The sequence below is a fragment of the Streptomyces sp. NPDC090994 genome (genome assembly GCF_044768905.1).
GTDB lineage: Bacteria > Actinomycetota > Actinomycetes > Streptomycetales > Streptomycetaceae > Streptomyces.
The window spans coordinates 110,113-133,532 of the sequence record NZ_JBIVWS010000020.1 but is presented as its reverse complement, the minus strand read 5'-3'; the positions used below and the strand labels follow the sequence as shown (position 1 = coordinate 133,532).

The 23,420-nt window shown below is 72.3% G+C and carries 18 protein-coding genes; 12 read left to right on the top strand and 6 right to left on the bottom strand.

Annotation, left to right across the window (positions count from 1 at the left end):
• Positions 1 to 390 precede the first annotated feature (390 nt).
• The 9 genes from ACIQR3_RS30575 to pssA all read left to right on the top strand — a co-directional run bounded on the left by ACIQR3_RS30575 (position 391) and on the right by pssA (position 11,161).
• The gene (locus ACIQR3_RS30575; RefSeq protein WP_403543875.1) at positions 391 to 2,226 is read left to right on the top strand and encodes a 3-hydroxyacyl-CoA dehydrogenase family protein; all 1,836 of its coding nucleotides are present in this window, start codon (positions 391 to 393) and stop codon (positions 2,224 to 2,226) included.
• An 83-nt stretch (positions 2,227 to 2,309) separates the two neighbouring features.
• Complete coding sequence (locus ACIQR3_RS30570) at positions 2,310 to 3,134, top strand: TetR family transcriptional regulator (protein ID WP_403543874.1); 825 nt, start codon at positions 2,310 to 2,312, stop codon at positions 3,132 to 3,134.
• Between the two features lie 287 nt (positions 3,135 to 3,421).
• Entirely contained in the window at positions 3,422 to 4,759 is a 1,338-nt protein-coding gene (gene ccrA, locus ACIQR3_RS30565; RefSeq protein WP_403543887.1) for a crotonyl-CoA carboxylase/reductase, read from the top strand.
• A gap of 10 nt (positions 4,760 to 4,769) precedes the next feature.
• The gene (locus ACIQR3_RS30560; protein WP_403543873.1) at positions 4,770 to 6,797 is read left to right on the top strand and encodes a protein meaA; all 2,028 of its coding nucleotides are present in this window, start codon (positions 4,770 to 4,772) and stop codon (positions 6,795 to 6,797) included.
• Positions 6,794 to 7,756: an HpcH/HpaI aldolase/citrate lyase family protein gene (locus tag ACIQR3_RS30555; protein WP_403543872.1), complete on the top strand. Its 963-nt coding sequence runs from the start codon at positions 6,794 to 6,796 to the stop codon at positions 7,754 to 7,756. The genes ACIQR3_RS30560 and ACIQR3_RS30555 overlap by 4 nt, the downstream gene beginning before the upstream one ends.
• A gap of 5 nt (positions 7,757 to 7,761) precedes the next feature.
• Positions 7,762 to 8,268: a MaoC family dehydratase gene (locus ACIQR3_RS30550; RefSeq protein ID WP_403543871.1), complete on the top strand. Its 507-nt coding sequence runs from the start codon at positions 7,762 to 7,764 to the stop codon at positions 8,266 to 8,268.
• 4 nt (positions 8,269 to 8,272) lie between these two features.
• A complete protein-coding gene (locus ACIQR3_RS30545; protein WP_403543870.1) occupies positions 8,273 to 9,478 on the top strand; it encodes an acyl-CoA dehydrogenase family protein in 1,206 nt (401 codons plus the stop codon).
• 173 nt (positions 9,479 to 9,651) lie between these two features.
• Positions 9,652 to 10,308, top strand: a complete 657-nt coding sequence (locus tag ACIQR3_RS30540) for a phosphatidylserine decarboxylase (protein ID WP_403543869.1) — start codon at positions 9,652 to 9,654, stop codon at positions 10,306 to 10,308.
• A 70-nt stretch (positions 10,309 to 10,378) separates the two neighbouring features.
• Entirely contained in the window at positions 10,379 to 11,161 is a 783-nt protein-coding gene (pssA, locus tag ACIQR3_RS30535; RefSeq protein WP_215167229.1) for a CDP-diacylglycerol--serine O-phosphatidyltransferase, read from the top strand.
• Positions 11,162 to 11,346: 185 nt separating this feature from the next.
• Here pssA and ACIQR3_RS30530 read toward each other — a convergent pair whose 3' ends face one another.
• Complete coding sequence (locus tag ACIQR3_RS30530; protein ID WP_403543886.1) at positions 11,347 to 12,483, bottom strand: glycerate kinase; 1,137 nt, start codon at positions 12,481 to 12,483, stop codon at positions 11,347 to 11,349.
• A 136-nt stretch (positions 12,484 to 12,619) separates the two neighbouring features.
• On the opposite strand from ACIQR3_RS30530, the gene ACIQR3_RS30525 reads away from it, so the two are divergent.
• Together ACIQR3_RS30525 and ACIQR3_RS30520 are read left to right on the top strand one after the other, a co-directional pair.
• A complete protein-coding gene (locus ACIQR3_RS30525; RefSeq protein ID WP_403543868.1) occupies positions 12,620 to 13,114 on the top strand; it encodes an NUDIX domain-containing protein in 495 nt (164 codons plus the stop codon).
• 206 nt (positions 13,115 to 13,320) lie between these two features.
• Complete coding sequence (locus ACIQR3_RS30520) at positions 13,321 to 14,058, top strand: SIR2 family NAD-dependent protein deacylase (protein ID WP_403543867.1); 738 nt, start codon at positions 13,321 to 13,323, stop codon at positions 14,056 to 14,058.
• Between the two features lie 16 nt (positions 14,059 to 14,074).
• Here ACIQR3_RS30520 and ACIQR3_RS30515 read toward each other — a convergent pair whose 3' ends face one another.
• The 3 genes from ACIQR3_RS30515 to ACIQR3_RS30505 form a co-directional block, all read right to left on the bottom strand.
• Positions 14,075 to 14,560, bottom strand: a complete 486-nt coding sequence (locus ACIQR3_RS30515) for a methylated-DNA--[protein]-cysteine S-methyltransferase (RefSeq protein WP_403543866.1) — start codon at positions 14,558 to 14,560, stop codon at positions 14,075 to 14,077.
• Positions 14,561 to 14,569: 9 nt separating this feature from the next.
• A complete protein-coding gene (locus ACIQR3_RS30510; RefSeq protein WP_403543885.1) occupies positions 14,570 to 16,042 on the bottom strand; it encodes an AlkA N-terminal domain-containing protein in 1,473 nt (490 codons plus the stop codon).
• Positions 16,043 to 16,109: 67 nt separating this feature from the next.
• Positions 16,110 to 18,038 carry a heavy metal translocating P-type ATPase gene (locus ACIQR3_RS30505; protein WP_403543884.1) on the bottom strand — a complete coding sequence of 643 codons (1,929 nt, stop codon included), beginning with the start codon at positions 18,036 to 18,038 and terminating at the stop codon, positions 16,110 to 16,112.
• Positions 18,039 to 18,182: 144 nt separating this feature from the next.
• On the opposite strand from ACIQR3_RS30505, the gene ACIQR3_RS30500 reads away from it, so the two are divergent.
• Entirely contained in the window at positions 18,183 to 18,548 is a 366-nt protein-coding gene (locus tag ACIQR3_RS30500; RefSeq protein ID WP_403543865.1) for an ArsR/SmtB family transcription factor, read from the top strand.
• Here ACIQR3_RS30500 and ACIQR3_RS30495 read toward each other — a convergent pair.
• Both ACIQR3_RS30495 and ACIQR3_RS30490 read right to left on the bottom strand, forming a co-directional pair.
• Positions 18,523 to 19,383 carry a DUF72 domain-containing protein gene (locus tag ACIQR3_RS30495; RefSeq protein WP_403543864.1) on the bottom strand — a complete coding sequence of 287 codons (861 nt, stop codon included), beginning with the start codon at positions 19,381 to 19,383 and terminating at the stop codon, positions 18,523 to 18,525. The genes ACIQR3_RS30500 and ACIQR3_RS30495 overlap by 26 nt on opposite strands.
• Positions 19,384 to 19,427: 44 nt before the next feature.
• The gene (locus ACIQR3_RS30490) at positions 19,428 to 23,321 is read right to left on the bottom strand and encodes a glycoside hydrolase family 2 TIM barrel-domain containing protein (protein ID WP_403543863.1); all 3,894 of its coding nucleotides are present in this window, start codon (positions 23,319 to 23,321) and stop codon (positions 19,428 to 19,430) included.
• Positions 23,322 to 23,420: the final 99 nt, after the last annotated feature.

Here is a 23,420-nt window from a genome sequence, read left to right as displayed (position 1 = left end):
GTGCGGTGCAGTCCTAGACAGCTCCACCACACCGGAGGTCTTCGCCATGATCAAGCCCCGTCGGCGTTAACAACGCTCGTGATCAATACACCTAGAGGCGGCGCGGCCCGGATGGGACGTGGATCACCAACACGAGGGACTGGCGTGCTCGTTACCCGCCGGTTAAGCTCAGACGAGCGAGTCAGCGACTCGTGTTCGTCTCATGGCGGTCTGGTGACGCGGCCGCCGTGGGAGCAGCGCGGCCGGGCCCGGGGACAGGGCCGGTCGGTTCCGCCGGGCGTGTGCGCCAGTGAGCCCGGCACCACCCGCACTCCTTTCCGTACGCACCCGTGCGCCGTCCGGCGCGGCGGGCGCGTCCGCCGTCGTCACCCTCTTTCCTGGAGTCCCGCCATGACTGCTCCCCTGTCCGGCGCTTCCGTCCCCGGCAGTCCCCTCTCCGACGCCCCCCTGTCCCCGCTGCGCACCGTCGCCGTGGTCGGCCTCGGCACCATGGGCACCGGCATCGCCGACGTGCTGGCCCGGGCCGGCCGCGAGGTCGTCGGCATCGACATCAGCGAGGCGCAGGCCGCCCGGGCCGTCGCCGCGCTGGAGACCTCCACCGCCCGCGCCGTCGCCCGCGGCCGGCTGACCGAGCGGGAGCGGGCGGACGCCCTCGCCCGCGTCCGCACCTCCACCGCCCTGACGGCCGCGGCCGGCGCCGACCTGGTGATCGAGGTGGCGCCGGAGTCGTACGAGGTCAAGCAGCGGATCTTCCAGGAGCTGGACGGCATCGTGCGGCCCGGCGCGATCCTGGCCACCGGCACCAACGCGCTGTCCGTGACCCGGCTGGCCGCCGACACCGCCCGCCCGGAGCGCGTGCTGGGCCTGCACTTCTTCAACCCGGCCCCGGCGATGAAGCTGGTCGAGGTCGTCTCCTCGGTGCTCACCGCGCCCGCCGCCGTCGCCGCCGTCACCGACCTCGCCCTGGATCTCGGCAAGGAGCCCGTCGCGGTCGGCGACCGGCCCGGTTTCGTCGCCGACGGGCTGCTGTTCGGCTACCTCAATCAGGCCGCGGCGATGTACGAGGCGCGCTACGCCTCCCGGGAGGACATCGACGCGGCGATGCGCCTGGGCTGCGGCCTGCCGATGGGCCCGCTGGCCCTGCTCGACCTGATCGGCATCGACACCGCCCGCACGGTCCTGGAGGCCATGTACGCCGCCTCCCACGACCGGCTGCACGCCCCGGCCCCCGTCCTGCGGCAGCTCAGCGAGGCGGGCCTGACCGGCCGCAAGGCCGGGCGCGGCTTCTACACCTACGACGCCCCGGGCGGCGCGACCGTCGTCCCGGACGCGCTCACCCCGCGCGCGAGCGCCTCCCCCGTCCCCGGCCGCCCGGTCCGCACGGTGGGCGTCGCCGGTTCGGGCACCATGGCCTCCGGTATCGCCGAGGTCTTCGCCAAGGCCGGGTACGAGGTGGTCATCGCCGCCCGCAGCCCGGATAAGGCCGAGGCCGCCAAGGCCCGCGTCGGCACGTCCCTGGCCCGTTCCGTCGACAAGGGCCGGCTCACCGCCGACGCCGCCGCGCGCACCCTCGGCCTGATCACCCCCACCGGCGGCTACGACGACTTCGCCGGCGTCGACCTGGCGGTGGAGGCGGTCGCCGAGGACCTGGAGGTCAAGCGGCAGCTCTTCGCCACGCTGGACAAGGTCTGCAAGCCCGGCGCGGTGCTCGCCACCACCACCTCCTCCCTCCCCGTCGTCGCCTGCGCCCGCGCCACCTCGCGCCCGCAGGACGTGATCGGCATGCACTTCTTCAACCCGGCGCCCGCCATGAAGCTGGTGGAGGTGGTGCGCACGGTGCTGACGGCGGACGACGTGCACGCCACCGTCCGGGAGGTGTGCGGGAAGGTCCGCAAACACGCCGTGGACTGCGGCGACCGGGCCGGGTTCATCGTCAACGCGCTGCTGTTCCCGTACCTGAACAACGCCGTGAAGATGGTGCAGGAGCACTACGCGACCCTCGACGACATCGACGCCGCGATGAAGCTGGGCGGCGGCTATCCGATGGGACCGTTCGAGCTGCTCGACGTGGTCGGGCTGGACGTGTCGCTGGCCATCGAGAAGGTGCTGCACCGCGAGTTCCGCGACCCGGGGCTCGCTCCGGCGCCGCTCCTGGAGCACCTGGTGGCCGCGGGCTGCCTCGGCCGGAAAACGGGCCGCGGCTTCCGCGAGTACGCCCGCCGTTGACCGGGGCCGCACGCGACGGGGTTCCCCCCTCGGGAACCCCTGTCGTGCGCACCGAGCTGGGCACATGCAGTACGTTCATGTTCATGTCCCAGCCCGCCAAGTCCACACGTACACCAGCCGCGACCGACGCGCCGGAGACTGCCGTCGGCGGCCGAGCCGCCGCCCAGCGGCTGAAAATGCGCCGGGAACTGGCGGCCGCCGCGATGGAACTGTTCGCCACCAAGGGGTACGAGGCCACCACCGTCGACGAGATCGCGGCGGCGGCCGGGGTCGCCCGGCGCACCTTCTTCCGCCACTTCCGCTCCAAGGAAGAGGCGATCTTCCCCGACCACGACGACACCCTGGTCCGCGCCGAGGCGGTGCTCAACGCCGCCCCCGCGCACGAGCACCCGCTGGACACGGTGTGCCGGGGCATCAAAGAGGTCATGAAGATGTACGCGGCCCACCCGGACATCTCTGTCGCCCGCTACAAGCTCACCCGTGAGGTGCCCACCCTGCGCGAGGCGGAGATCGCGTCGGTGGCCCGCTACGAGCGGCTGTTCACCCGCTACCTCCTGGGCCACTTCGACGAGCACGCGCACGCCGACGACGCCAACGACGACCCGCTGCTGGCCGAGGTCGCCGCGTCCGCCGTGGTCACCGCCCACAACCACGTGCTGCGCCGCTGGCTGCGGGCGGCCGGGCAGGGCGACCTGGAGGCCCAGCTCGACCACGCCTTCGCCATCGTCCGCAAGACCTTCGGCACCGGCATCGGGGCCGGGCGGTCCGCCGAACAGGCCGGCCAGGCCGGCCGGCGGACCGCGGCGACGGCCTCCGCCGAGGGCGAGGTCCTGGTGACCGTGGCCCGCACGGACGCCCCGCTGGGCGAGGTCATGCGGGCGATCGAGCAGGCGCTGAAGGAACGCTGACCCCGCCCCCTGTCCTGAGAAGCGGCCACCCGCCCGGGTGGCCGCTTTTTTGCGCATCCGTACGCATCCGCACCGAGCCCTGATCGATCATCGCTCATCTGTTACGTAAAGATTTCACCTGAGCGCAATTCATGACACCCAGTGCCTTGCGAGGTGACACGGGGTGCCATACGTTGAAGTGGTCCGGGCCGTCCCCGCGGGCCGTCCCCGCGTCCCGGACGCCTGCGTCACAGGCACCCTTCCGACCCTCAGCAGCAGCACGCACCGCCGGAGGCAACACCGTGACCGTGAAGGACATCCTGGACGCGATCCAGTCCCCCGAAGCGACCCCCGCCGACTTCGCCGCCCTGCCGCTCCCCGAGTCGTACCGCGCGATCACCGTGCACAAGGACGAGACGGAGATGTTCGCCGGGCTCGACACCCGCGACAAGGACCCGCGCAAGTCGATCCACCTCGACGAGGTGCCGGTGCCCGAGCTGGGCCCGGGTGAGGCCCTGGTGGCCGTGATGGCCTCCTCGGTCAACTACAACTCGGTGTGGACCTCGATCTTCGAGCCGCTGTCCACCTTCGGCTTCCTGGAGCGCTACGGCCGCACCAGCGACCTGGCCAAGCGCCACGACCTGCCGTACCACGTCATCGGCTCCGACCTGGCCGGCGTCGTCCTGCGCACCGGCCCCGGCGTCAACTCCTGGAAGCCGGGCGACGAGGTCGTCGCGCACTGCCTGAGCGTGGAGCTGGAGTCGAGCGACGGGCACAACGACACGATGCTCGACCCGGAGCAGCGCATCTGGGGCTTCGAGACCAACTTCGGCGGTCTCGCCGAGATCGCCCTCGTCAAGTCCAACCAGCTGATGCCCAAGCCGGACCACCTCAGCTGGGAGGAGGCCGCCGCGCCGGGGCTCGTCAACTCCACCGCGTACCGGCAGCTGGTCTCCCGCAACGGCGCCCAGATGAAGCAGGGCGACAACGTGCTGATCTGGGGCGCGAGCGGCGGCCTCGGCTCGTACGCCACGCAGTTCGCGCTGGCCGGCGGCGCCAACCCGATCTGTGTCGTCTCCTCGCCGCAGAAGGCGGAGATCTGCCGCTCGATGGGCGCCGAGGCGATCATCGACCGCAACGCCGAGGGCTACAAGTTCTGGAAGGACGAGAACACCCAGGACCCGAAGGAGTGGAAGCGCTTCGGCAAGCGCATCCGCGAACTCACCGGCGGCGAGGACATCGACATCGTCTTCGAGCACCCCGGCCGCGAGACCTTCGGCGCCTCCGTCTACGTCACCCGCAAGGGCGGCACCATCACCACCTGCGCCTCGACCTCGGGCTACATGCACACCTACGACAACCGCTACCTGTGGATGTCCCTGAAGCGGATCATCGGCTCCCACTTCGCCAACTACCGCGAGGCCTGGGAGGCCAACCGGCTGATCGCCAAGGGCCGCATCCACCCGACCCTGTCCAAGGTGTACGCCCTCGAAGACACCGGCCAGGCGGCGTACGACGTCCACCGCAACCGCCACCAGGGCAAGGTCGGCGTGCTCTGCCTCGCCCCCGAGGAGGGCCTGGGCGTGCGCGACGAGGAGAAGCGCGCCCGGCACGCCGACGCCATCAACCGCTTCCGGAACGTCTGAGGGCCCCTCGATGACAGAGCGTCAGAAGGACCGTCCGTGGCTCATGCGGACGTACGCGGGCCACTCGACCGCCGAGGCCTCCAACGAGCTGTACCGGCGCAACCTCGCCAAGGGCCAGACGGGCCTGTCGGTGGCGTTCGACCTGCCGACCCAGACCGGCTACGACGCCGACCACGTCCTGGCCCGCGGCGAGGTCGGCCGGGTCGGGGTGCCGGTCGCACACCTCGGGGACATGCGCCGGCTGCTCCAGGACATCCCGCTGGAGCGGATGAACACCTCGATGACCATCAACGCCACGGCCATGTGGCTGCTGGCGCTCTACCAGGTGGTCGCCGAGGAACAGGGCGCGGACCTCGCCGAACTCCAGGGCACGACCCAGAACGACATCGTCAAGGAGTACCTGTCCCGGGGGACGCACGTCTTCCCCCCGGGCCCCTCACTGCGCCTGACGACCGACCTGATCGCCTACACGGTCACCCACCTGCCCAAGTGGAACCCGATCAACATCTGCAGCTACCACCTCCAGGAAGCGGGCGCCACGCCGGTCCAGGAGATCGCGTACGCGATGTCCACCGCGATCGCCGTCCTGGACGCCGTACGCGACAGCGGCCAAGTGCCCGAGGAGCGCATGGGCGACGTCGTCGGCCGGATCTCCTTCTTCGTCAACGCGGGCGTGCGCTTCGTCGAGGAGATGTGCAAGATGCGCGCCTTCGGCCGCGTCTGGGACAAGATCACCCGGGAGCGGTACGGCATCCAGGACCCCAAGCAGCGCCGCTTCCGCTACGGCGTCCAGGTCAACTCGCTCGGCCTGACCGAGGCGCAGCCGGAGAACAACGTCCAGCGGATCGTGCTGGAGATGCTGGCCGTCACCCTCTCCAAGGACGCACGCGCGCGTGCCGTGCAGCTGCCCGCCTGGAACGAGGCGCTCGGCCTGCCCCGCCCCTGGGACCAGCAGTGGTCACTGCGCATCCAGCAGGTGCTGGCGTACGAGAGCGACCTGCTGGAGTACGGCGACCTCTTCGAGGGCTCGAAGGTGGTCGAGGCGAAGGTGGCCGAGCTGGTCGAGCTGGCCGAGGCGGAGATCGAGCACATCGAGGAGCTGGGCGGCGCCCTGGCGGCCGTGGAGTCCGGCTACCTCAAGACGCGGCTGGTCGCCTCGCACGCCGAGCGCCGGGCCCGGATCGAGTCGGGCGAGGAGAAGATCGTCGGCGTCAACGCCTTCGAGTCCACCGAACCCAGCCCGCTCACCGCCGACCTGGACACCGCGATCCACACGGTCGACCCGGCGGTGGAGGAACGGGTCGTCGCCGCGCTCCAGCAGTGGCGGGACACACGGTGGCAGCCGCCGTTCAACCACCCCCGGTGCAGCTCGGCGCTGGACCGGCTGAAGGAGGCGGCCCGCTCCGACGCCAACCTCATGGAGGCCACCCTGGAGTGCGCCCGCTGCGGGGTCACCACCGGCGAGTGGGCCGGGGCGCTGCGCGAGGTGTTCGGCGAGTTCCGGGCGCCGACGGGCGTGTCGGCGGCGCCGGTGGCGGTCCCGGCCGCGGCGGGCTCGGCGCTCGCGGAGGTCCGCCGCAAGGTGGCGGCGACCGCCCGCGACCTCGGCGTCGGCAAGCTCCGCTTCCTGGTCGGCAAGCCCGGCCTGGACGGGCACTCCAACGGCGCCGAGCAGATCGCCGTACGCGCGCGTGACGCCGGCTTCGAGGTGGTGTACCAGGGCATCCGGCTGACGCCGGAGCAGATCGTGGACGCCGCGCTGGCCGAGGACGTGCACGCGGTCGGACTGTCGATCCTCTCCGGCTCGCACGCGCGGCTCGTCCCCGACGTGCTGGAGCGGCTGCGTGTGGCCGGTGCCACAGATATCCCGGTGATCGCCGGTGGCATCATCCCCAGCAGTGACGCCGCTGCGCTGCGGGACGCCGGAGTGGCCGCGGTCTTCACCCCGAAGGACTTCGACATCACCGGCATCATCGGCCGGATCGTGGACGAGATCCGGCACGCGAACAAGCTCGACCCCCTGGAGGTCCCCGCATGACGACCGTCGACCGTCTCCGCCCCCGGCGTTCCTGCCTGGCCGTACCGGGCTCGAACCCGCGCTTCCTGGAGAAGGCCCAGGGCCTCCCCGCCGACCAGGTCTTCCTGGACCTGGAGGACGCCTGCGCGCCGCTCGCCAAGCCGGAGGCCCGGCACACCATCGTCAAGTTCCTCAACGAGGGCGACTGGACCGGCAAGACCCGGGTCGTGCGCGTCAACGACTGGACGACCGAGTGGACGTACCGGGACGTCGTCACGGTCGTCGAGGGCGCGGGCCCGAACCTGGACTGCATCATGCTGCCCAAGGTCCAGGACGCCCAGCAGGTCGTGGCCCTGGACCTGCTCCTCACCCAGATCGAGAAGACCATGGGCTTCGAGGTGGGCCGGATCGGCATCGAGGCGCAGATCGAGAACGCGCGGGGCCTGAACAACGTCAACGCGATCGCCGAGGCCTCCCCGCGCGTCGAGACCATCATCTTCGGCCCGGCCGACTTCATGGCGTCCATCAACATGAAGTCGCTGGTGGTGGGCGAGCAGCCGCCCGGCTACGGCGCCGACGCCTACCACTACATCCTGATGAAGATCCTGATGGCCGCCCGCGCCAACGACCTCCAGGCGATCGACGGCCCCTACCTCCAGATCAAGAACGTCGACGGCTTCCGCGAGGTGGCCGGCCGCGCCGCCGCCCTCGGCTTCGACGGCAAGTGGGTGCTGCACCCGGGCCAGGTCGAGGCGGCCAACGAGGTCTTCTCGCCCTCCCAGGAGGACTACGACCACGCCGAGCTGATCCTGGACGCGTACGCGTACTACACCTCCGAGGCGGGCGGCAAGAAGGGCTCGGCGATGCTCGGCGACGAGATGATCGACGAGGCCAGCCGCAAGATGGCGCTGGTCGTCTCCGGCAAGGGGCGGGCGGCGGGCATGAAGCGCACGTCGAAGTTCGAGATCCCGGAGGGCTGAGGAGCATGCGGTTCGGACGCACCTACGAGGAGTTCGAGGTCGGCGCGGTCTACAAGCACTGGCCCGGCAAGACGGTCACCGAGTACGACGACCACCTCTTCTGCCTCCTCACCATGAACCACCACCCGCTCCACCTGGACGCCAACTACGCCGAAAGCACCACCGATTTCGGCAAGAACGTGGTGGTGGGCAACTACATCTACTCCCTTCTCCTCGGCATGTCCGTCCCGGACGTCTCCGGCAAGGCGATCGCCAACCTGGAGATCGAGTCGCTGAAGCACGTGGCGCCCACCTTCCACGGCGACACGGTCTACGGCGAGACGACCGTGCTGGACAAGTGGCCGTCGAAGTCCAAGGACGACCGCGGGATCGTGCACGTGGAGACCAAGGGCTACAAGCAGGACGGCACCCTGGTGTGCGTGTTCCGCCGCAAGGTGATGGTGCCCACCGAGACGTACATCAAGGCGCGCGGCGGCGAGCAGCCGGGCCGCCCCGACCTCCAGGAAGGCTGACCCGATGGCGCGCCTCGCCCAGACCCACGGACTCACCGAGGTCCAGACGGAGATCGTCTCCACCGTCCGGGACTTCGTCGACAAGGAGATCCTCCCGGTCGCCACCGAGCTGGAGCACCGCGACGAGTACCCGCAGGCCATCGTCGACGGGCTGCGGGAGCTGGGCCTGTTCGGACTGATGATCCCCGAGGAGTACGGCGGCCTGGGCGAGTCCCTCCTGACGTACGCGCTGTGCGTCGAGGAGATCGCCCGGGGCTGGATGTCGGTGTCCGGCATCATCAACACGCACTTCATCGTGGCGTACCTGCTCAAGCAGCACGGCACCCAGGAGCAGAAGGACCACTTCCTGCCCCGGATGGCCGCCGGTGACATCCGGGGAGCCTTCTCGATGTCGGAGCCGGCGCTCGGCTCGGACGTGTCGGCGATCACGTCGAAGGCGGTCAGGGACGGCGACGAGTACGTGCTGACCGGCCAGAAGATGTGGCTGACCAACGGCGGTACGTCGTCCCTGGTGGCCGTACTCGTACGGAGTGACGAGGGTCACCCGGAGGGCACCGCCCCGCACAAGTCGATGACGACCTTCCTGGTGGAGAAGGAACCCGGGTTCGGCGAGGTCCGCCCCGGTCTCACCATCCCCGGGAAGATCGACAAGATGGGCTACAAGGGCGTCGACACCACCGAGCTGATCATGGACGGACTGCGCATTCCGGCTGATCGGGTGCTCGGCGGAACCACCGGCCGAGGTTTTTACCAAATGATGGACGGTGTGGAGGTCGGCCGCGTCAACGTGGCGGCCCGGGGCTGCGGCGTCGCCCAGCGCGCCTTCGAGCTCGGCGTCCGCTATGCCCAGCAGCGTCACACCTTCGGCAAGCAGATCGCCCAGCACCAGGCCATTCAGTTCAAGCTGGCGGAGATGGCTACCAAGGTGGAGGCCGCCCATGCGATGATGGTGAACGCTGCACGCAAAAAGGACTCCGGCGAACGAAACGACCTGGAGGCGGGGATGGCCAAGTACCTCGCGTCCGAGTACTGCAAAGAGGTTGTGGAGGACGCCTTCCGGATCCACGGCGGGTACGGCTTCTCCAAGGAGTACGAGATCGAGCGTCTCTACCGGGAGGCCCCGATGCTGCTGATCGGTGAAGGCACCGCCGAGATCCAGAAAATGATCATCGGCCGCAGGCTGCTGGAGGAGTATCGGTTCCAGGGCTAGATGTCCGGTTACGGGGTGTTTTCTTGGAGAAGAAGATCACACCCCGTAGGCGTTCTTCGGCCTCCGACTCGGCTTCCTGCCTTACCCAGTTGTGGCGCGTACCCGCTACGATCGCGAGAAAGCCGCCGTCCCCCGTTTCCGAAGCGCGGCATCATCCGCTACGAAGGTCATCCATGCCCCACAGCCAAACCTCTGCACCTCGCGACAGCCTCGCCGGCGTACGCCTCGCGCGCGGAGCATCGCCGTGGCTCCTGCCGACCGTCGCGACCGCGGCCGTCAGCCTGGTCCGCGCCCGCCGCTCGGGTGCCGCCAAGGCCGTCGCCGTCCCCGCCACCGCGCTCGCGGCGGGGATGCTGTGGTTCTTCCGCGACCCCGAGCGCGAGATCGCCCAGGGCCGGGTCATCTCGCCCGCCGACGGCGTGGTGCAGAGCATCATGCCGTGGAAGGACGGCCGGACCCGCGTCGCCATCTTCATGAGCCCGCTCAACGTGCACGTGAACCGGGCCCCGCTGTCCGGCGCCGTGACCTCGGTCGAGCACGTGCCCGGCGGCTTCGTCCCCGCTTTCAACAAGGAGAGCGAGAACAACGAGCGGGTCGTCTGGCACTTCGACACCGAGCTGGGCGACATCGAGATGGTCCAGATCGCCGGCGCGGTGGCCCGCCGCATCGTCCCCTACGTGCCGCAGGGCACCAAGGTCGAGCAGGGCGAGCGGATCGGCCTGATCCGCTTCGGCTCCCGCGTCGACCTCTACCTGCCGGAAGGTGTGGAGGTGGCGGTCGAGGTCGGTCAGAAGACCGTGGCTGGGGTGACTCGCATTGACCGTGATTGATCCTGATACCAAGGCCGGCTGGGTGCCGGAGACCGCCGACGAGGTCGACGAGGTGTTCGAAGAGGAGGAGATGCCGCTCTCACTGCGCCTGTCGATAGCGGACACCCTCACCCTCGGCAACGCCACGTGCGGATTCATGGCGGTGTACTTCACCACCACCGGCATTCTGATCCCGCACCTCCAGGGCAGCCAGGAGACCGGCATGGCGCGGCACAGCGCCGCCACCGCCGTGATCCTGATGCTGTGCGCCGCGGTCTTCGACCTCTTCGACGGCCTGGTGGCGCGCAAGCTGCGGTCCTCGCCGATGGGCGCGGAGCTGGACAACCTCTCCGACCTGATCAGCTTCGGCCTCGCACCGGCCTACTTCGTCCTCGTCTACGGCATGGTCGCGGACGACGCGCACCAGCGGCTGGCGGCGGTCGGGGCGATCGTGGTGCTGCTGGCGGTGGTGCTCAGGCTCGCCAGATTCTCGTGCGTGACGGTGAAGGACGGCACCTTCCAGGGGATGCCGTCGCCGTTCGGGGCGCTGACGGTCGTGTCGATCGTCCTCCTCGAGCTGCCCTTCGTGGCGACCGTGCTGGCGATCGTCGGGACGGCCTGGCTGATGGTGAGCCGGGTGGAGTACCCGAAGCCGCGGGGGCGCCTCGCGGTGGCGATGCTGTCGTGGATCGTGCTGTCGATGGGGCTGCTGGCCGCGTGGGCGTTCGACGCGCCGAGCGGGCAGCTGCTGCTCCAGACGGGCTGCGCGCTGCAGCTGGTCATGGGCGCGGTCATTCCGCTGTTCGCGACGGCCCGGCGGGTGAACAACTTCCGCGACAACCGGCGGGAGGCGCGGGCGGCGCAGTTGCCGTAGCGGCGCGAGGTCTTTTTGGGGGGCCTTGGACCAGGGTTCGGTCCGAGGCCCCCTTTTTTGTGCCCGGCGTCGCCGCTGACGCCGCTGGGGCTTCGCCCGCAGCCCCCCGGCCCTGTGCCCACCCACCACCCGACTCGGTCAGCTGAATGAGCTCCGGGGGTCCGGGGACGGAGCCCCCCGGACGGTCAGCTCAGGAAGTCCCGCGCGATGCGCTCCGCCACGCGTTCCAGAATCGGTCCCGCCTCCGCGATGCACGTCGCGACGTCCGGCTCGACCTCGGTGAGGGAATACGCCCGCCTGATCCCCGCCCGCCCCAGCGCCTCCGGCGCCAGCGTCAGCCGCCCGCACACCGCGACGACCTCGCGCCCCGCGGCCCGCGCCGCAGCCGCGACACCCGCCGGCGCCTTCCCGTGCAGGGTCTGCTCGTCCAGCGACCCCTCCCCGGTGATCACCAGCTCGGCCCGCTCCAGGGCCGGCGCGAAGCCGAGGACGTCGAGCATCACCTCGATGCCGGGGCGGAACCGCGCCCCGAGCAGCAGGGCGCCGTAGCCGATGCCGCCCGCGGCACCCGCGCCCGGCGCGGCGGCGTACTCGGCGGCCCGCGCGCCCACCGCGCCCTCCAGCACCGTCACGAAGTGCGCGAGGGCCGCGTCCAGCGTCTCCACGTCGTCCGGCGAGGCCCCCTTCTGCGGGCCGTAGACGGCCGGGGCACCCTTCGGGCCGGTCAGCGGATTGTCGACGTCGCTGGCGAGGACCAGTTCCACGGAGGACAGCCGCGGGTCGAGACCGGACAGGTCGGCCGAGGCCACCTCGGCGAGCCCGCCGCCGCCCGGCGCCACGGGCTCCCCCTCCTCGTCCAGGAACCGCGCGCCCAGCGCCGACAGCATCCCGGCGCCCCCGTCCGTGGTCGCGCTGCCGCCGACCCCGAACACGATGGTCCGCGCCCCCGCGTCCAGCGCGGCCCGCAGCAGTTCCCCGGAGCCGTACGTGGACGCCGTCAGCGGCGCGAAGACCCCGGCCGGCAGCCGCTGCAGCCCGCTGGCCTCCGCCATCTCCACGACCGCCGTGCCCTCGCGCAGCGCGAACGCCGCCGTCACCTCCGCGCCCAGCGGCCCGGCGACCCGTATCTCCCGGCGTTCGAACCCGGCCGCGACGGCGGCGGCCACCGTGCCGTCGCCGCCGTCGGCCACCGGCAGGGCCTCCACCCGCACGTCCGGCACGACGCGGCGCAGCCCGGCCGTCACCCGCTCGGCGACCTGAACGGCCGTCAGCGACCCCTTGAACTTGTCCGCGGCCACGAGGACCCGCCGGGTCCCGTCCACAGCAGCGTCAGCCACCTTGTTCTCCCCTTGCTCTTCCGGGCCTTGCGCACGTCAGCGCACGTCAAGGCAGTCGCGCCGGTGTGACCTTAACCGGACCGCGCCCCCGCCGTCATGCCCGGCCGATACCCTGCGGAGGATGACCACTTCGGATTACGCCACGTACATCGCCGGCCTCCCCCGCGTCCTGGCCGGCGCCGCCGCCCTGTTCCGGGACGCCGAGGGCCGGGTGCTGCTGGTCGAGCCCAACTACCGCGAGGGGTGGGCGCTGCCGGGCGGCACCATCGAGTCCGACGACGGGGAGACGCCCCGCGAGGGCGCCCGCCGGGAGACGGCCGAGGAGATCGGCCTCGACGTCACCCCGGGCCGGCTGCTCGCCGTGGACTGGGTGCGGGGCACGGGCCGGCCGCCGCTGGTGGCGTACCTCTACGACGGGGGGATCCTCTCCGAGGAGGACCTCAAGGCCATCCGCCTCCAGGAGGAGGAGCTGCTGTCCTGGCGCCTCGTCGCCCGCGAGGACCTGTCCGGCTTCCTGCTCGGCGCCACCCACGGCCGGGTCCTGGCCGCGCTGGACGTCCTGGCGGAGGGCTCGGGGACGGCGGAACTGGAGAACGGGCGGCGGGTGGACCGGTGAGGCCCGGCGGGCGGCGGGTGGGCGGGTGAGGCCCGGCGGGTGGCGGGTGGGCGGGTGAGGCCCGGCGGGTGGCGGGCTGACTGATCTGTGAGACCCGGCGGGCGCCCCGTCCCCCGGCAGCGCCGTCGACTCGGCCACCGCCCGGTCCCCGTCGCGCCCGGTAATCCGTTCGCCCCGGCCGGACGGGCGGCCCTACCCTCGGCCCCATGACCGGCAAGCCCCTCGTCGCCCTGCTCACCGGAGCGGGTGTCTCCACCGACTCCGGCATCCCCGACTACCGCGGGCCCGACGGCCTGTGGCGGCGCGATCCGGAGGCCGAGAAGCTCGTGACGTACGCGTACTACATGGCTGATCCGGAGATCCGGCGGCGGGCCTGGCGGATGCGGCGGGACAGCGGGGTGCTCGGGGCCCGGCCCAACGCCGCGCACCGGGCGGTGGCCGAGCTGGAGCGGGCCGGGGTACCGGTGCGGGTGCTCACGCAGAACGTGGACGGGCTGCACCAGCTGGCCGGGGTGTCCGCCCGCAAGGTGCTGGAACTGCACGGCACGGCGCGCGCCTGCGTGTGCACCGGGTGCCGGGCGCGGGGGTCGATGGAGGACGCTCTCGCCCGGGTGGCGGCCGGGGAGGACGATCCGCCGTGCCGGGAGTGCGGGGGCGTGCTGAAGCCGGCGACGGTGATGTTCGGCGAGCGGCTGGACCCGGTGGTGCTGGGCGAGGCGGCGGGCATCGCCCAGGCGTGCGAGGTGTTCGTCGCCGCCGGGACGAGCCTCCAGGTGGAGCCCGCCGCCGGGCTGGCGGGCGTCGCCGCCGACCACGGCGCCCGGCTCGTCGTCGTCAACGCCGAGCCGACGCCGTACGACGACCGGGCCGACGAGGTGATCCGGGAGCCGATCGGCACGGCCCTGCCGGAACTGCTGCGGAAGATCGCCGCCGGCCGGCGGTGATCGGCGGCGCCGCGCGCTAGAAGAGCGCCGCCCCGCGTTCGAAGTCCAGCAGCCGCCGCTTGCGTTCCAGTCCGCCGCCGTAGCCGGTGAGGCCGCCGCTCGCGCCGATGACGCGGTGGCAGGGGACGATGACGCCGATCGGGTTGCGGCCGTTGGCGAGGCCGACCGCACGGGAGGCGGCCGGGTTGCCGAGGGCGGCGGCGAGTTCGCCGTAAGTGCGGGTCTCGCCGTAGGGGATGGTGCGCAGGTGGTCCCAGACGGTGCGCTGGAAGGGCGTGCCGTTCAGGCGGAGGGGGACGGTGAACTCCCGCAGCTCGCCCGCGAAGTAGGCGGTCAGCTGGTCGAGGGCGGTGCCGAAGGGGGTGTCGTCGCGGGGGCCGAAGGTCTCCTCGGGCGGGCGGTGGCGCTGGTCGGTCATGTAGAGGCCGCACAGGACGCCGTCCTCGGCGACCAGGGTGAGCGGGCCGTAGGGGCTGTCGGTGACGGTGTGCTGTCTGGTCATGCCGGGTCCTCACACGGGCAGGAAGTTGATGGGGTGGTCGTCGGTCGCCCACAGGTACTGGACGGCGTACGCCCGCCAGGGCCGCCACCCGGCCGCGCGGGCGGTGAGGGCGGCCGGGGTCGAGGGCAGGCCGAGGGACTGGGCGGCGCGGCGGATGCCGAGGTCGGTGGGGAGGAAGGCGTCGGGGTCGCCGAGGGCGCGCAGGGCGATGACGTCGGCGGTCCAGGGGCCGAAGCCGGGCAGGGCCAGGAGACGTGCGCGGGTGGCCGGCCAGTCGCTGTCCACGCCGAGGGCGAGGGAGCCGTCGGCGAGGTGGCGGACCAGGGTGGTGAGGGTCGCCCGGCGGGTGCGGGGCATGGCGAGGGTGGCGGGGTCCACCGACGCCAGTGCCTCGGGCGTGGGGAACAGGTGGGTCAGGCCGCCCTCGGGGTCGTCCACGCGGTCGCCGTGGGCGGTGACCAGGCGGGCGGCGTGGGTGCGGGCCGCGGCCGTGGAGACCTGCTGGCCGAGGACGGCGCGGACGGCGAACTCGGCCTCGTCGACGGTGCGCGGCACGCGCCGCCCGGGGGCCTTGTCGACCAGGGGCGCCAGGACCGGGTCGGTGCGCAGATGGGCGTCGACGGCGGCCGGGTCGGCGTCCAGGTCGAGCAGCCGACGGCAGCGGCTGATGGCGACGGGCAGGTCGCGCAGGTCGCCGAGGACGAGACGGCAGGCGATGTGGTCGGGGGTGGGGGCGAGGGACACGATGCCGTGACCGTAGGGCAGGCGCAGGGTGCGGCGGTACGCGCCCTGTCTCCACTCCTCCACGCCGGGTACGGCGGTCGCGGCGAGGTGGCCGAAGACGTTGTCCGGGTTGAACGGGGTGCGGAACGGCAGGCGCAGGGCGAGGGCGCCGCCCGGGACGCCGGCGGCGCCGGTCTTCGGGGCGCGGGTGCGCAGCTCACCGGGGGTGAGGGCGAAGACCTCGCGGACGGTGTCGTTGAAGGTGCGCACGGAGGCGAAGCCGGCCGCGAAGGCGACCTCGGCCATCGGCAGCCGGGTCGTCTCGATCAGCAGGCGGGCGGTCCGCGCGCGCTGGGCGCGGGCCAGGGCGAGGGGGCCCGCGCCCAGCTCGGCCAGCAGCTGGCGTTCGATCTGCCGGGTGCTGTAGCCGAGCCGGGCGGCGAGGCCGGGTACGCCCTCGCGGTCGACCACCCCGTCGGCGATCAGCCGCATGGCGCGGGCGGTGAGGTCGGCCCGCTGGTTCCACTCCGGGGAGCCGGGGCTGGTGTCGGGGCGGCAGCGCTTGCAGGCCCGGAAGCCCGCCGCCTGGCAGGCCGCCGCGCTCGGGTGGAACACCATGTTCTCCGGCTTGGGCGGCACCACCGGGCAGCTCGGCCGGCAGTAGATGCCGGTGGTCAGGACAGCCGTGAAGAACCAGCCGTCGAACCGGGCGTCCTTGGACCGGACGGCGCGCACGCAGCGCTCGGTGTCGGTGTGCATCCCCATCTGCATGGGTCCAGCATCGTCCACCGCGCCCGGCGGTTCTGGCGGGAATCCGACATCGTGCTCACGCTTCCTGCGCGGTCCCGGATCGCCAGGCGGACTCGCGCAGCAGCCGCAGCCCGTTCAGGCCGACCAGGACGGTCGACCCCTCGTGGCCGGCCACGCCGAGCGGCAGCGGCAGGTGGCCGATCAGGTCCCACAGCACCAGGACGGTGATGAAGGTGCCCGCGATCACCAGGTTCTGGAGGACCAGGCGGCGGGCGGTGCGGGAGAGGCGGACGACGGCGGGTACGGCGGTCAGCTCGTCGCGGACGACGACCGCGTCCGCCGTCTCCAGCGCGAGGTCGGAGCCCGCGCGGCCCATGGCGACGCCGGCGTGGGCGGCGGCCAGGGCGGGCGCGTCGTTGACGCCGTCCCCGACGAACAGCACCTTGCGGCCCGCGCCCTCCAGCTCCCGTACGGCGGTGACCTTGTCCTCGGGGAACAGGTCGGCGCGGACGTCGGTGAGGCCGGTGGCCTCCGCGACGCGGGCGGCGGCGCGGGCGTTGTCGCCGGTCAGCAGGGTGGGGGCGGTGCCGTTGAGGGCGGTGAGGGCGGCGGTGGCGCCGGCGGCGTCGGGGCGCAGCCGGTCGGTGAGGACGAGGGTGCCGACGGGGGTGCCGTCGCGGCCGACCTGGACGGTGGTGGCGTCGTCGGCGGCGGCGTCGGCCCGGCCGACGGTCACCACGTGGCCCTCGACGGTCGCCGTCACCCCGCGGCCGGGGGCGGCGGTGAAGTCCTCGGCGGCGGCCAGGGCCAGGCCCCGGGCGCGGGCGGCGGCGACCACGGCGCGGCCCAGCGGGTGCTCGCTGGGCAGCTCGGCCGCGGCGGCCAGCGCGAGCAGGGCGTCCTCGTCGAGGCCGGAGCCGGGCAGCGGGCGTACGGCGGTGACCTCGGGGGTGCCCTCGGTGAGGGTGCCGGTCTTGTCCAGGGCGGCGGTGTCGATCTCGCCGAGCCGTTCCATCGCGACCGCCGACTTCACCAGGACCCCGTGCCGGCCGGCGTTGGCGATGGCGGACAGCAGCGGCGGCATCGTCGCGAGGACGACCGCGCAGGGCGAGGCGACGATCATGAAGGTCATGGCGCGCAGCAGGGCGTCGGTGAGGTCGGCGCCGAAGGCGAGCGGGATGCCGAAGACCGCGAGGGTGGCGACGACCACGCCGACCGCGTAGCGCTGCTCGATCTTCTCGATGAACAGCTGGGTCGGCGCCTTGGTGCGGGACGCCTCCTCGACCAGGGCGACGATGCGGGCGATGACCGAGTCGGCGGGGTCGCGGTCGACGCGGACGCGCAGGGCGCCGGTGCCGTTGAGGGTGCCGGCGAAGACGTCGTCGCCGGGGGTCTTCAGGACGGGGAGGGACTCGCCGGTGATGGTGGCCTGGTCGACCTCGCCCTCGCCGCCGAGGACCGTGCCGTCGGCGCCGATCCGCTCGCCCGGCCGGACCAGGAGGACGTCGCCGACGGCGAGGTCGGCGGTGGCGACGGTCTCCTCACGGTCCCCGGTCACCCGGGTGGCGGTGGTGGGCGCGAGGTCGAGCAGGCCGCGCACGGAGTCGGCGGTGCGGGCGGTGGCCAGGGCCTCCAGGGCGCCGGAGGTGGCGAAGATGACGATCAGCAGGGCGCCGTCGAGCACCTGGCCGATGGCGGCCGCGCCGAGCGCCGCGACGATCATCAGCAGGTCGACGTCGAGGGTCTTCTCGCGCAGTGCGCGCAGGCCCTCCAGGGCGGGCTCCCAGCCGCCGGCGGCGTAGGCGAGGGCGTACAGCGGGCCGTACGCCCAGGCGGTGACCCCGGTCAGGTCGAGGGTCAGGGCGAGCAGGAACGCGAGCAGGGAGACGAGCGCCCAGCGGGCCTCGGGCAGGGCCAGCACGCGGGTGCGGCGGCCGGGCGCCGGGCTGCGGGGCGTCGTCGCGGGCGCGGTGGGGGCAAGGGTGGTGGACACGCCGCACACCATACAGGAACACATGAAGACTCATTCATTCATTCATCCGTCCATTCATCCGTCCATTCGTCCGTCCATGCGTTCGTCCATACGTCCGTCCATGCGTCCGTTCGTTCATGCGTATGGGTGTTCCCGGGCGGTGCGTAGGATGGCCGCATGGGTCACGGAGCCGCCAGCACCACGCAGGAGACCGCACGCGTGCGTCTGGACGCGGACAATGTCGCCAAGGTCGCCACCACGCTCCAGGCCCTGTCCACCCCCTCCCGGCTGCTGATCCTGGCCCGGCTGCGCGAGGGCCCGCTGCCCGCGACCGAGTTGGCGGCCCAGGTCGGCATGGAGCAGTCGGCCTGCTCGCACCAGCTGCGGCTGCTGCGCAACCTGGGTCTGGTGGTGGGCGAACGGCGCGGCCGGTCGGTCGTCTACGCGCTGCACGACGACCACGTGGCCGAACTCCTCGACCAGGCCGTCTTCCACGTGGAGCACCTGCGACTGGGGATCAGCGACACCGGTCCGGAGCGCTGAGCAGCCCCCGCATCGTCTCGGCGGCCCGTACGGCCGCGTCCCCGCAGCAGTTGTTGAACAGCACGTGCAGCTCGTCCGCGTGCCGGGCCGCGCGCCGCAGCCGGGGCACCCACGCGGCGAGTTCGGCCACGTCGTAGCCGTACCGGAAGCGGTCCTCCTTGCTGCCCCTCCCCCACGCCGGGCTGCGGCCGTGGAACCGCACGACGGCCAGCGGGCGGTGGGTCACCGGCACGACCGGCGGCAGCGATCCGGGCAGGCCCGGCGCCATGTCGACGCCCACCGCGCTCGCGCCGAGGCCGGCGAGCAGCGCGGCGGTGGCGTCGGCCCGGTCCGCCGCCCACCAGCCCGGGTGCCGGAACTCGACGGCGAGCGGCCAGCCGGCCGTACGCCGGGCACAGGCTTCGAGGGTCTCCTCGGCGCCGGTGCTCGGCGGGAACCAGGGCGGGAACTGGAACAGCACGGCGCCGAGCCGCCCGGCCTCGCGCAGCGGCTCGACGGCGTACGCGAACCTGCGCCACACCTCGTCCAGGAGGGCCGGGCCCCGCTCGGCGCCCCGCAGGTCGGCGGGGAGCGCCCCGGTCCGGGTGGGGTGCCCGGTCAGCAGCGAGAACACCTTGACGTCGAAGCGGAAGTTCTCGGGGGTGCGCTCCAGCCACAGTTCGCTGTTGCGGCGGCTGGGCAACGCGTAGTAGCCGGCGTCCACTTCGACGACGGGCAGCCGGGAGGCGTAGTGCCTCAGGCGCCCCTCGGCGTCCCGCCGTCCGCGCGGATACCAGCCGCTCGCGACGAGCTGCCGGTCCGTCCAGGAACACGCGCCGACCCGTACCTCACCCATGGGAGCCCGGTTGCCCGGACTCCCCCGGCCTCATGCGCGGTCGGCTATTCGGCGGCGGTGGGACGCCGCGCGGCCGTCATCGCCTCCTTCACGTCGGTGATCGGGCGCAGCCGGTAGGTGTAGGAGTAGTCGCGGTCGGCGAACAGCTTGAACTCGTCGTGGGTGTGCGCACCCCAGCTGTTGTCCCCGCCGACGCCCATCTGCCGGTGGTTCAGGCGGAGCACGACCGCGTCCCTCGGGGTGAGCTGGTAGTCGTGCCGTACCCCGGTCGACAGGTCCTCCGGGGTGAAGCGGGAGGCGTTGACCTCCAGCAGGGGTTCGCCCGAGGCCAGCAGCCCTGCGCCGCGCCGGTCGGTGAGCGCCACCCAGCGGACGTCGGTCTTGTTGCCGTTCTCCTGCGGGCGGATGTAGCCGGACCACTGCTCGGCGACGGTCCCGGAGTACAGGCCGACGTCGGTGCCGGTGTTGCGGTCCCAGTGGTTCTCCTCGGGGCCGCGCCCGTACCAGTGCAGCCGGTCCAGCCGGCGCGGCAGGAAGAGCAGGCTGCCGACCTCGGGGATGTAGGGGAGGTTCGCGGCGCCGGGATGCAGGGTGTGGTCGACCTTGATCTCGCCGTTGCCGAAGACCGTGTAGGTGGTGGTGTACGACGACTCCACCGTGGTCGGCAGCGTGCCGCTGACCTTGATCTCGACGGCCCGGTCCGCCCCGAGCGTCCGCACGGCGACGTCGGTGACCTTCCGCCGGGTGCCCGCGTCCCGCCAGGTCCGGTTGCGGGTGTGCTGGCCGTTGCCGAGGTCGTTGTCGGTGGGCGCCCGCCAGAAGTTGGGCACCGGACCGGAGGTGAGCAGCCGGATGCCGCGCGCCTTGTACGAGGTGATGGTGCCGCTGCCCCGGTCGACGGTGACGGTGAAGTCCTCGCCGTCGACGGTGATCTCCTCGTCGTCCTCGTCCACCTCCAGGGCCGGGACCCGGTCCAGCGGTACGGGGGTCACGGCGGGGGTGCCCGCGTCGACGGGGAGCTGGACGCGGGCCACCTCGAAGCCGGCCTTCGCCCAGGGCGCGGACTCCTTGGTGGTGAAGGAGACCTGGAGGAAGAACTCGGTGCCGGGCGCCGGGTCGGCCGGCAGCCGCACGGGCAGGGTGATGTCCTTGCTGGACAGCGGCGCCACGGCCAGCTGGTCGCGGGTCAGCCGCCCGCGCCGTACCACCTGGCCGTCGGCGACCAGTTCCCAGCGGCCGTCGAACTCCCGCAGGTCGGTGAAGAGGTACTCGTTGACCAGGGTCACCGCGCCGGGGTCGCCCCCGGTCCGCTGCCGTACGTCGATCGCCTGGTAGACGCGCTTGACCTCGGCGGCCTTGCCGGTGTGGCCGCGGTCGGCCAGGACGATGCCGTCGGCGACGAAGGCGCCGTCGTTGGGGTTGTCGCCCCAGTCGCCGCCGTACGCGAAGAAGGTCTTCTCCCCGGACCGCTTCTCCTCCTTGCGGACCTCGGCGGCGTCGAACCAGAAGCGCACGCCGTCGTCGCCGCTGTCGCGGCCGTCGTCGGCCAGTTCGGCGGCGGTGAGGGCACGGGCGTACACGCGGGCGGCGCGGATCGTGCCGCTGAACTCGCGGGTCTGGTTGTCGGCGTCGGTCGCCAGGGCGAGCGGCGCGGTGTTCACCTCGGGGCGCCGGGTGGTGGTGCGAACGGCTCTGGCCACGCCGTCGGCGTAGAGGGTCAGGGTGCCGGCGTCGGCGTCGAAGACACCGGCGACGTGGTGCTCGCGGCCGGTCCAGTCGTCCGGCAGCGCCCAGTTCGCGGTGATCCACTGCCCGCCGGAGTAGATGAAGAACTCCAGGTTCCGGTTGTTCTGCTTCAGGGAGTACTGGGTGTCGCCCTTGGCCACGATCGGCTGGTGGTACCCGAGGAAGCCCGGGGTGATCCACGCCTCCAGGGTGAGGGAGCCGGTGAGGTCCAGGCTCTCGTCGCGGGCGAACAGCGTGCCGCCGGACAGGCCCTTCTCCCGGTCGAAGGAGCCGCTGGGGTTGATGATCTCGCCGCGCAGCCCGGCGGGGCCGGTCTCCCGCAGCAGGACGCGGGCGGGCACCGGCCAGGCCAGCGACTGGTCCACGAAGTCCCAGATCCAGCCGCCCTGGAGCACGTCGTAGCGGCGGACGACGTCCCAGTACTTCTTGAAGTTGCCGGTGGAGTTGCCCATCGAGTGGGCGTACTCGATCATCACGTACGGCCGGGTGTCGGAGGTGTCCTTCGCGCGCTGCTCCACGCGCTGGGGGGTGTCGTACATCTCGGAGCGGATGTCGCTGATCCCCGGCCGGTCGTCGCCCTCGTACTGGATGACGCGGGTGGTGTCGTAGGAGCGGATCCAGTCGTGCATGGCGGTGAAGGTGGAGCCGGTGCCGGCCTCGTTGCCCAGTGACCAGATCACCACCGAGGGGTGGTTCTTGTCGCGGTGCACCATGTTCTGGGCGCGGGCCACGCACGCCGCGGTCCACTCGGGGTGGTCGCCGGGGTACTCGTCGCGGATGGCGTGGGTCTCCAGGTTGGTCTCGTCGACGAGGTAGAGGCCGTACTCGTCGGCGAGTTCGTACCACAGCGGGTTGTTCGGGTAGTGCGAGGTGCGGACGCTGTTCATGTTGAGCCGCTTGATCAGGGTGATGTCGTTCACCAGGTCCTCGCGGCTGAGGGCGGTGCCGCGGTCCGGGTGCATCTCGTGGCGGTTGGTGCCGCGCAGGGAGACCGGCTTGCCGTTGATGCGCATCAGGCCGTCCTTGAGCGCGAACTCCCGGAAGCCGACCCGGTGCGAGAGGGTCTCGGTCACCTTTCCGGCGGGGTCGCGCAGGCGCAGCACGGCCGTGTAGAGGTTCGGCTGCTCGGCCGACCACAGCTTCGGCGCCGGTACGGCCCTGGTGGCGCGTACGGTGACGTCCTCGCCGGCGCCGGCCGTGCCCAGGTCGGCGGTGGCCTGGAGCGGCCGGGACCAGACGGCGTGGCCGCGGGCGTCGTACAGCTGGGTCTCGACGGTGTACCGGCCGGCGCCGGCGCCGCCGTACGCCCGGACGTGCGCGGTGACGGCCAGTTCGGCGTCGGTGTAGGTGCCGTCCAGCGGGGTGTCGAGGCGGAAGTCCCGCAGGTGCACGGCGGGGGTGGAGTAGAGGTGGACCGAGCGGAAGATGCCGCTCAGCCGGATCATGTCCTGGTCCTCCAGCCAGTCGCCGTCGGCGTAGCGGTAGACCTCGACGGCGATCTGGTTGGTGCCGGGCTTGAGGTGGTCGGTGATGTCGTACTCGGACGGGGTGTAGGAGTCCTCGTCGTACCCGGCCAGTTCGCCGTTGATCCACACGTAGTGCGCGGACTTGACGCCCTCGAAGTGGAGGAAGGTGCGGCGGCCGTCCCAGTCGCGGGGGACGGTGAAGGTGCGGCGGTACTGGCCGACGGGGTTGCGGCGGGTGGGGGCGGTGGGGGGCTGCGGCTCCTCCCCCAGGCCGTTGGGGCCCCAGTAGGGGTAGGTGATGTTCAGGTAGATCGGGCGGTCGTGGCCGTGCAGCTGCCAGACGGAGGGGACCGGGATGGTGTCCCAGTCGCCGTCGTCGAGGTCGGTGCGGTGGAAGTCGGCGTCCCGGTCCTCGGGGCGGTCGGCGTAGGCGAACTTCCAGGTGCCGTCGAGGGAGAGGCGGTACGGGGAGTCGGTGCGGTCGGCGGCCAGCGCCTGGCGGACGTCCGCGTACGGCATGAGCGTGGTGTGCGGCGGCTCGGTGCCGAGCCGGAAGACACCGAAGTCGTTCCACTGCGGGGGGCCGTCGGAGGTGGCCGCCGCCGCGCGGGCCCTGGCGGGCGGTACGGACAGGGCGAGCGCGCCGAGGACGGCGGCGCCGCCCTCCAGGAGGCGGCGGCGGCTGACGACCGGGGGCACGACGGAGGAGAGGGACGGGTGCGGCATGACCGTGGCCTTCCGTGGGGTTCGGTGGGCGGCTCAACGCACGGTGCGCTAACGGCGGTTACGGGGGCGGTGCCCGGCAACTGCCGGTGAGGGAGCGAC

Bases quoted from the DNA above. Each gene is read 5' to 3' on its own strand.
- ACIQR3_RS30575 (WP_403543875.1), top strand. From the start codon at position 391: ATGACTGCTCCCCTGTCCGGCGCTTCCGTCCCCGGCAGTCCCCTCTCC.
- ACIQR3_RS30570 (WP_403543874.1), top strand. From the start codon at position 2,310: ATGTCCCAGCCCGCCAAGTCCACACGTACACCAGCCGCGACCGACGCG.
- ACIQR3_RS30560 (WP_403543873.1), top strand. From the start codon at position 4,770: ATGACAGAGCGTCAGAAGGACCGTCCGTGGCTCATGCGGACGTACGCG.
- ACIQR3_RS30555 (WP_403543872.1), top strand. From the start codon at position 6,794: ATGACGACCGTCGACCGTCTCCGCCCCCGGCGTTCCTGCCTGGCCGTA.
- ACIQR3_RS30550 (WP_403543871.1), top strand. From the start codon at position 7,762: ATGCGGTTCGGACGCACCTACGAGGAGTTCGAGGTCGGCGCGGTCTAC.
- ACIQR3_RS30545 (WP_403543870.1), top strand. From the start codon at position 8,273: ATGGCGCGCCTCGCCCAGACCCACGGACTCACCGAGGTCCAGACGGAG.
- ACIQR3_RS30540 (WP_403543869.1), top strand. From the start codon at position 9,652: ATGCCCCACAGCCAAACCTCTGCACCTCGCGACAGCCTCGCCGGCGTA.
- pssA (WP_215167229.1), top strand. From the start codon at position 10,379: ATGCCGCTCTCACTGCGCCTGTCGATAGCGGACACCCTCACCCTCGGC.
- ACIQR3_RS30525 (WP_403543868.1), top strand. From the start codon at position 12,620: ATGACCACTTCGGATTACGCCACGTACATCGCCGGCCTCCCCCGCGTC.
- ACIQR3_RS30520 (WP_403543867.1), top strand. From the start codon at position 13,321: ATGACCGGCAAGCCCCTCGTCGCCCTGCTCACCGGAGCGGGTGTCTCC.
- ACIQR3_RS30515 (WP_403543866.1), bottom strand. From the start codon at position 14,560: ATGACCAGACAGCACACCGTCACCGACAGCCCCTACGGCCCGCTCACC.
- ACIQR3_RS30510 (WP_403543885.1), bottom strand. From the start codon at position 16,042: ATGCACACCGACACCGAGCGCTGCGTGCGCGCCGTCCGGTCCAAGGAC.
- ACIQR3_RS30505 (WP_403543884.1), bottom strand. From the start codon at position 18,038: ATGGTGTGCGGCGTGTCCACCACCCTTGCCCCCACCGCGCCCGCGACG.
- ACIQR3_RS30500 (WP_403543865.1), top strand. From the start codon at position 18,183: ATGGGTCACGGAGCCGCCAGCACCACGCAGGAGACCGCACGCGTGCGT.
- ACIQR3_RS30495 (WP_403543864.1), bottom strand. From the start codon at position 19,383: ATGGGTGAGGTACGGGTCGGCGCGTGTTCCTGGACGGACCGGCAGCTC.
- ACIQR3_RS30490 (WP_403543863.1), bottom strand. From the start codon at position 23,321: ATGCCGCACCCGTCCCTCTCCTCCGTCGTGCCCCCGGTCGTCAGCCGC.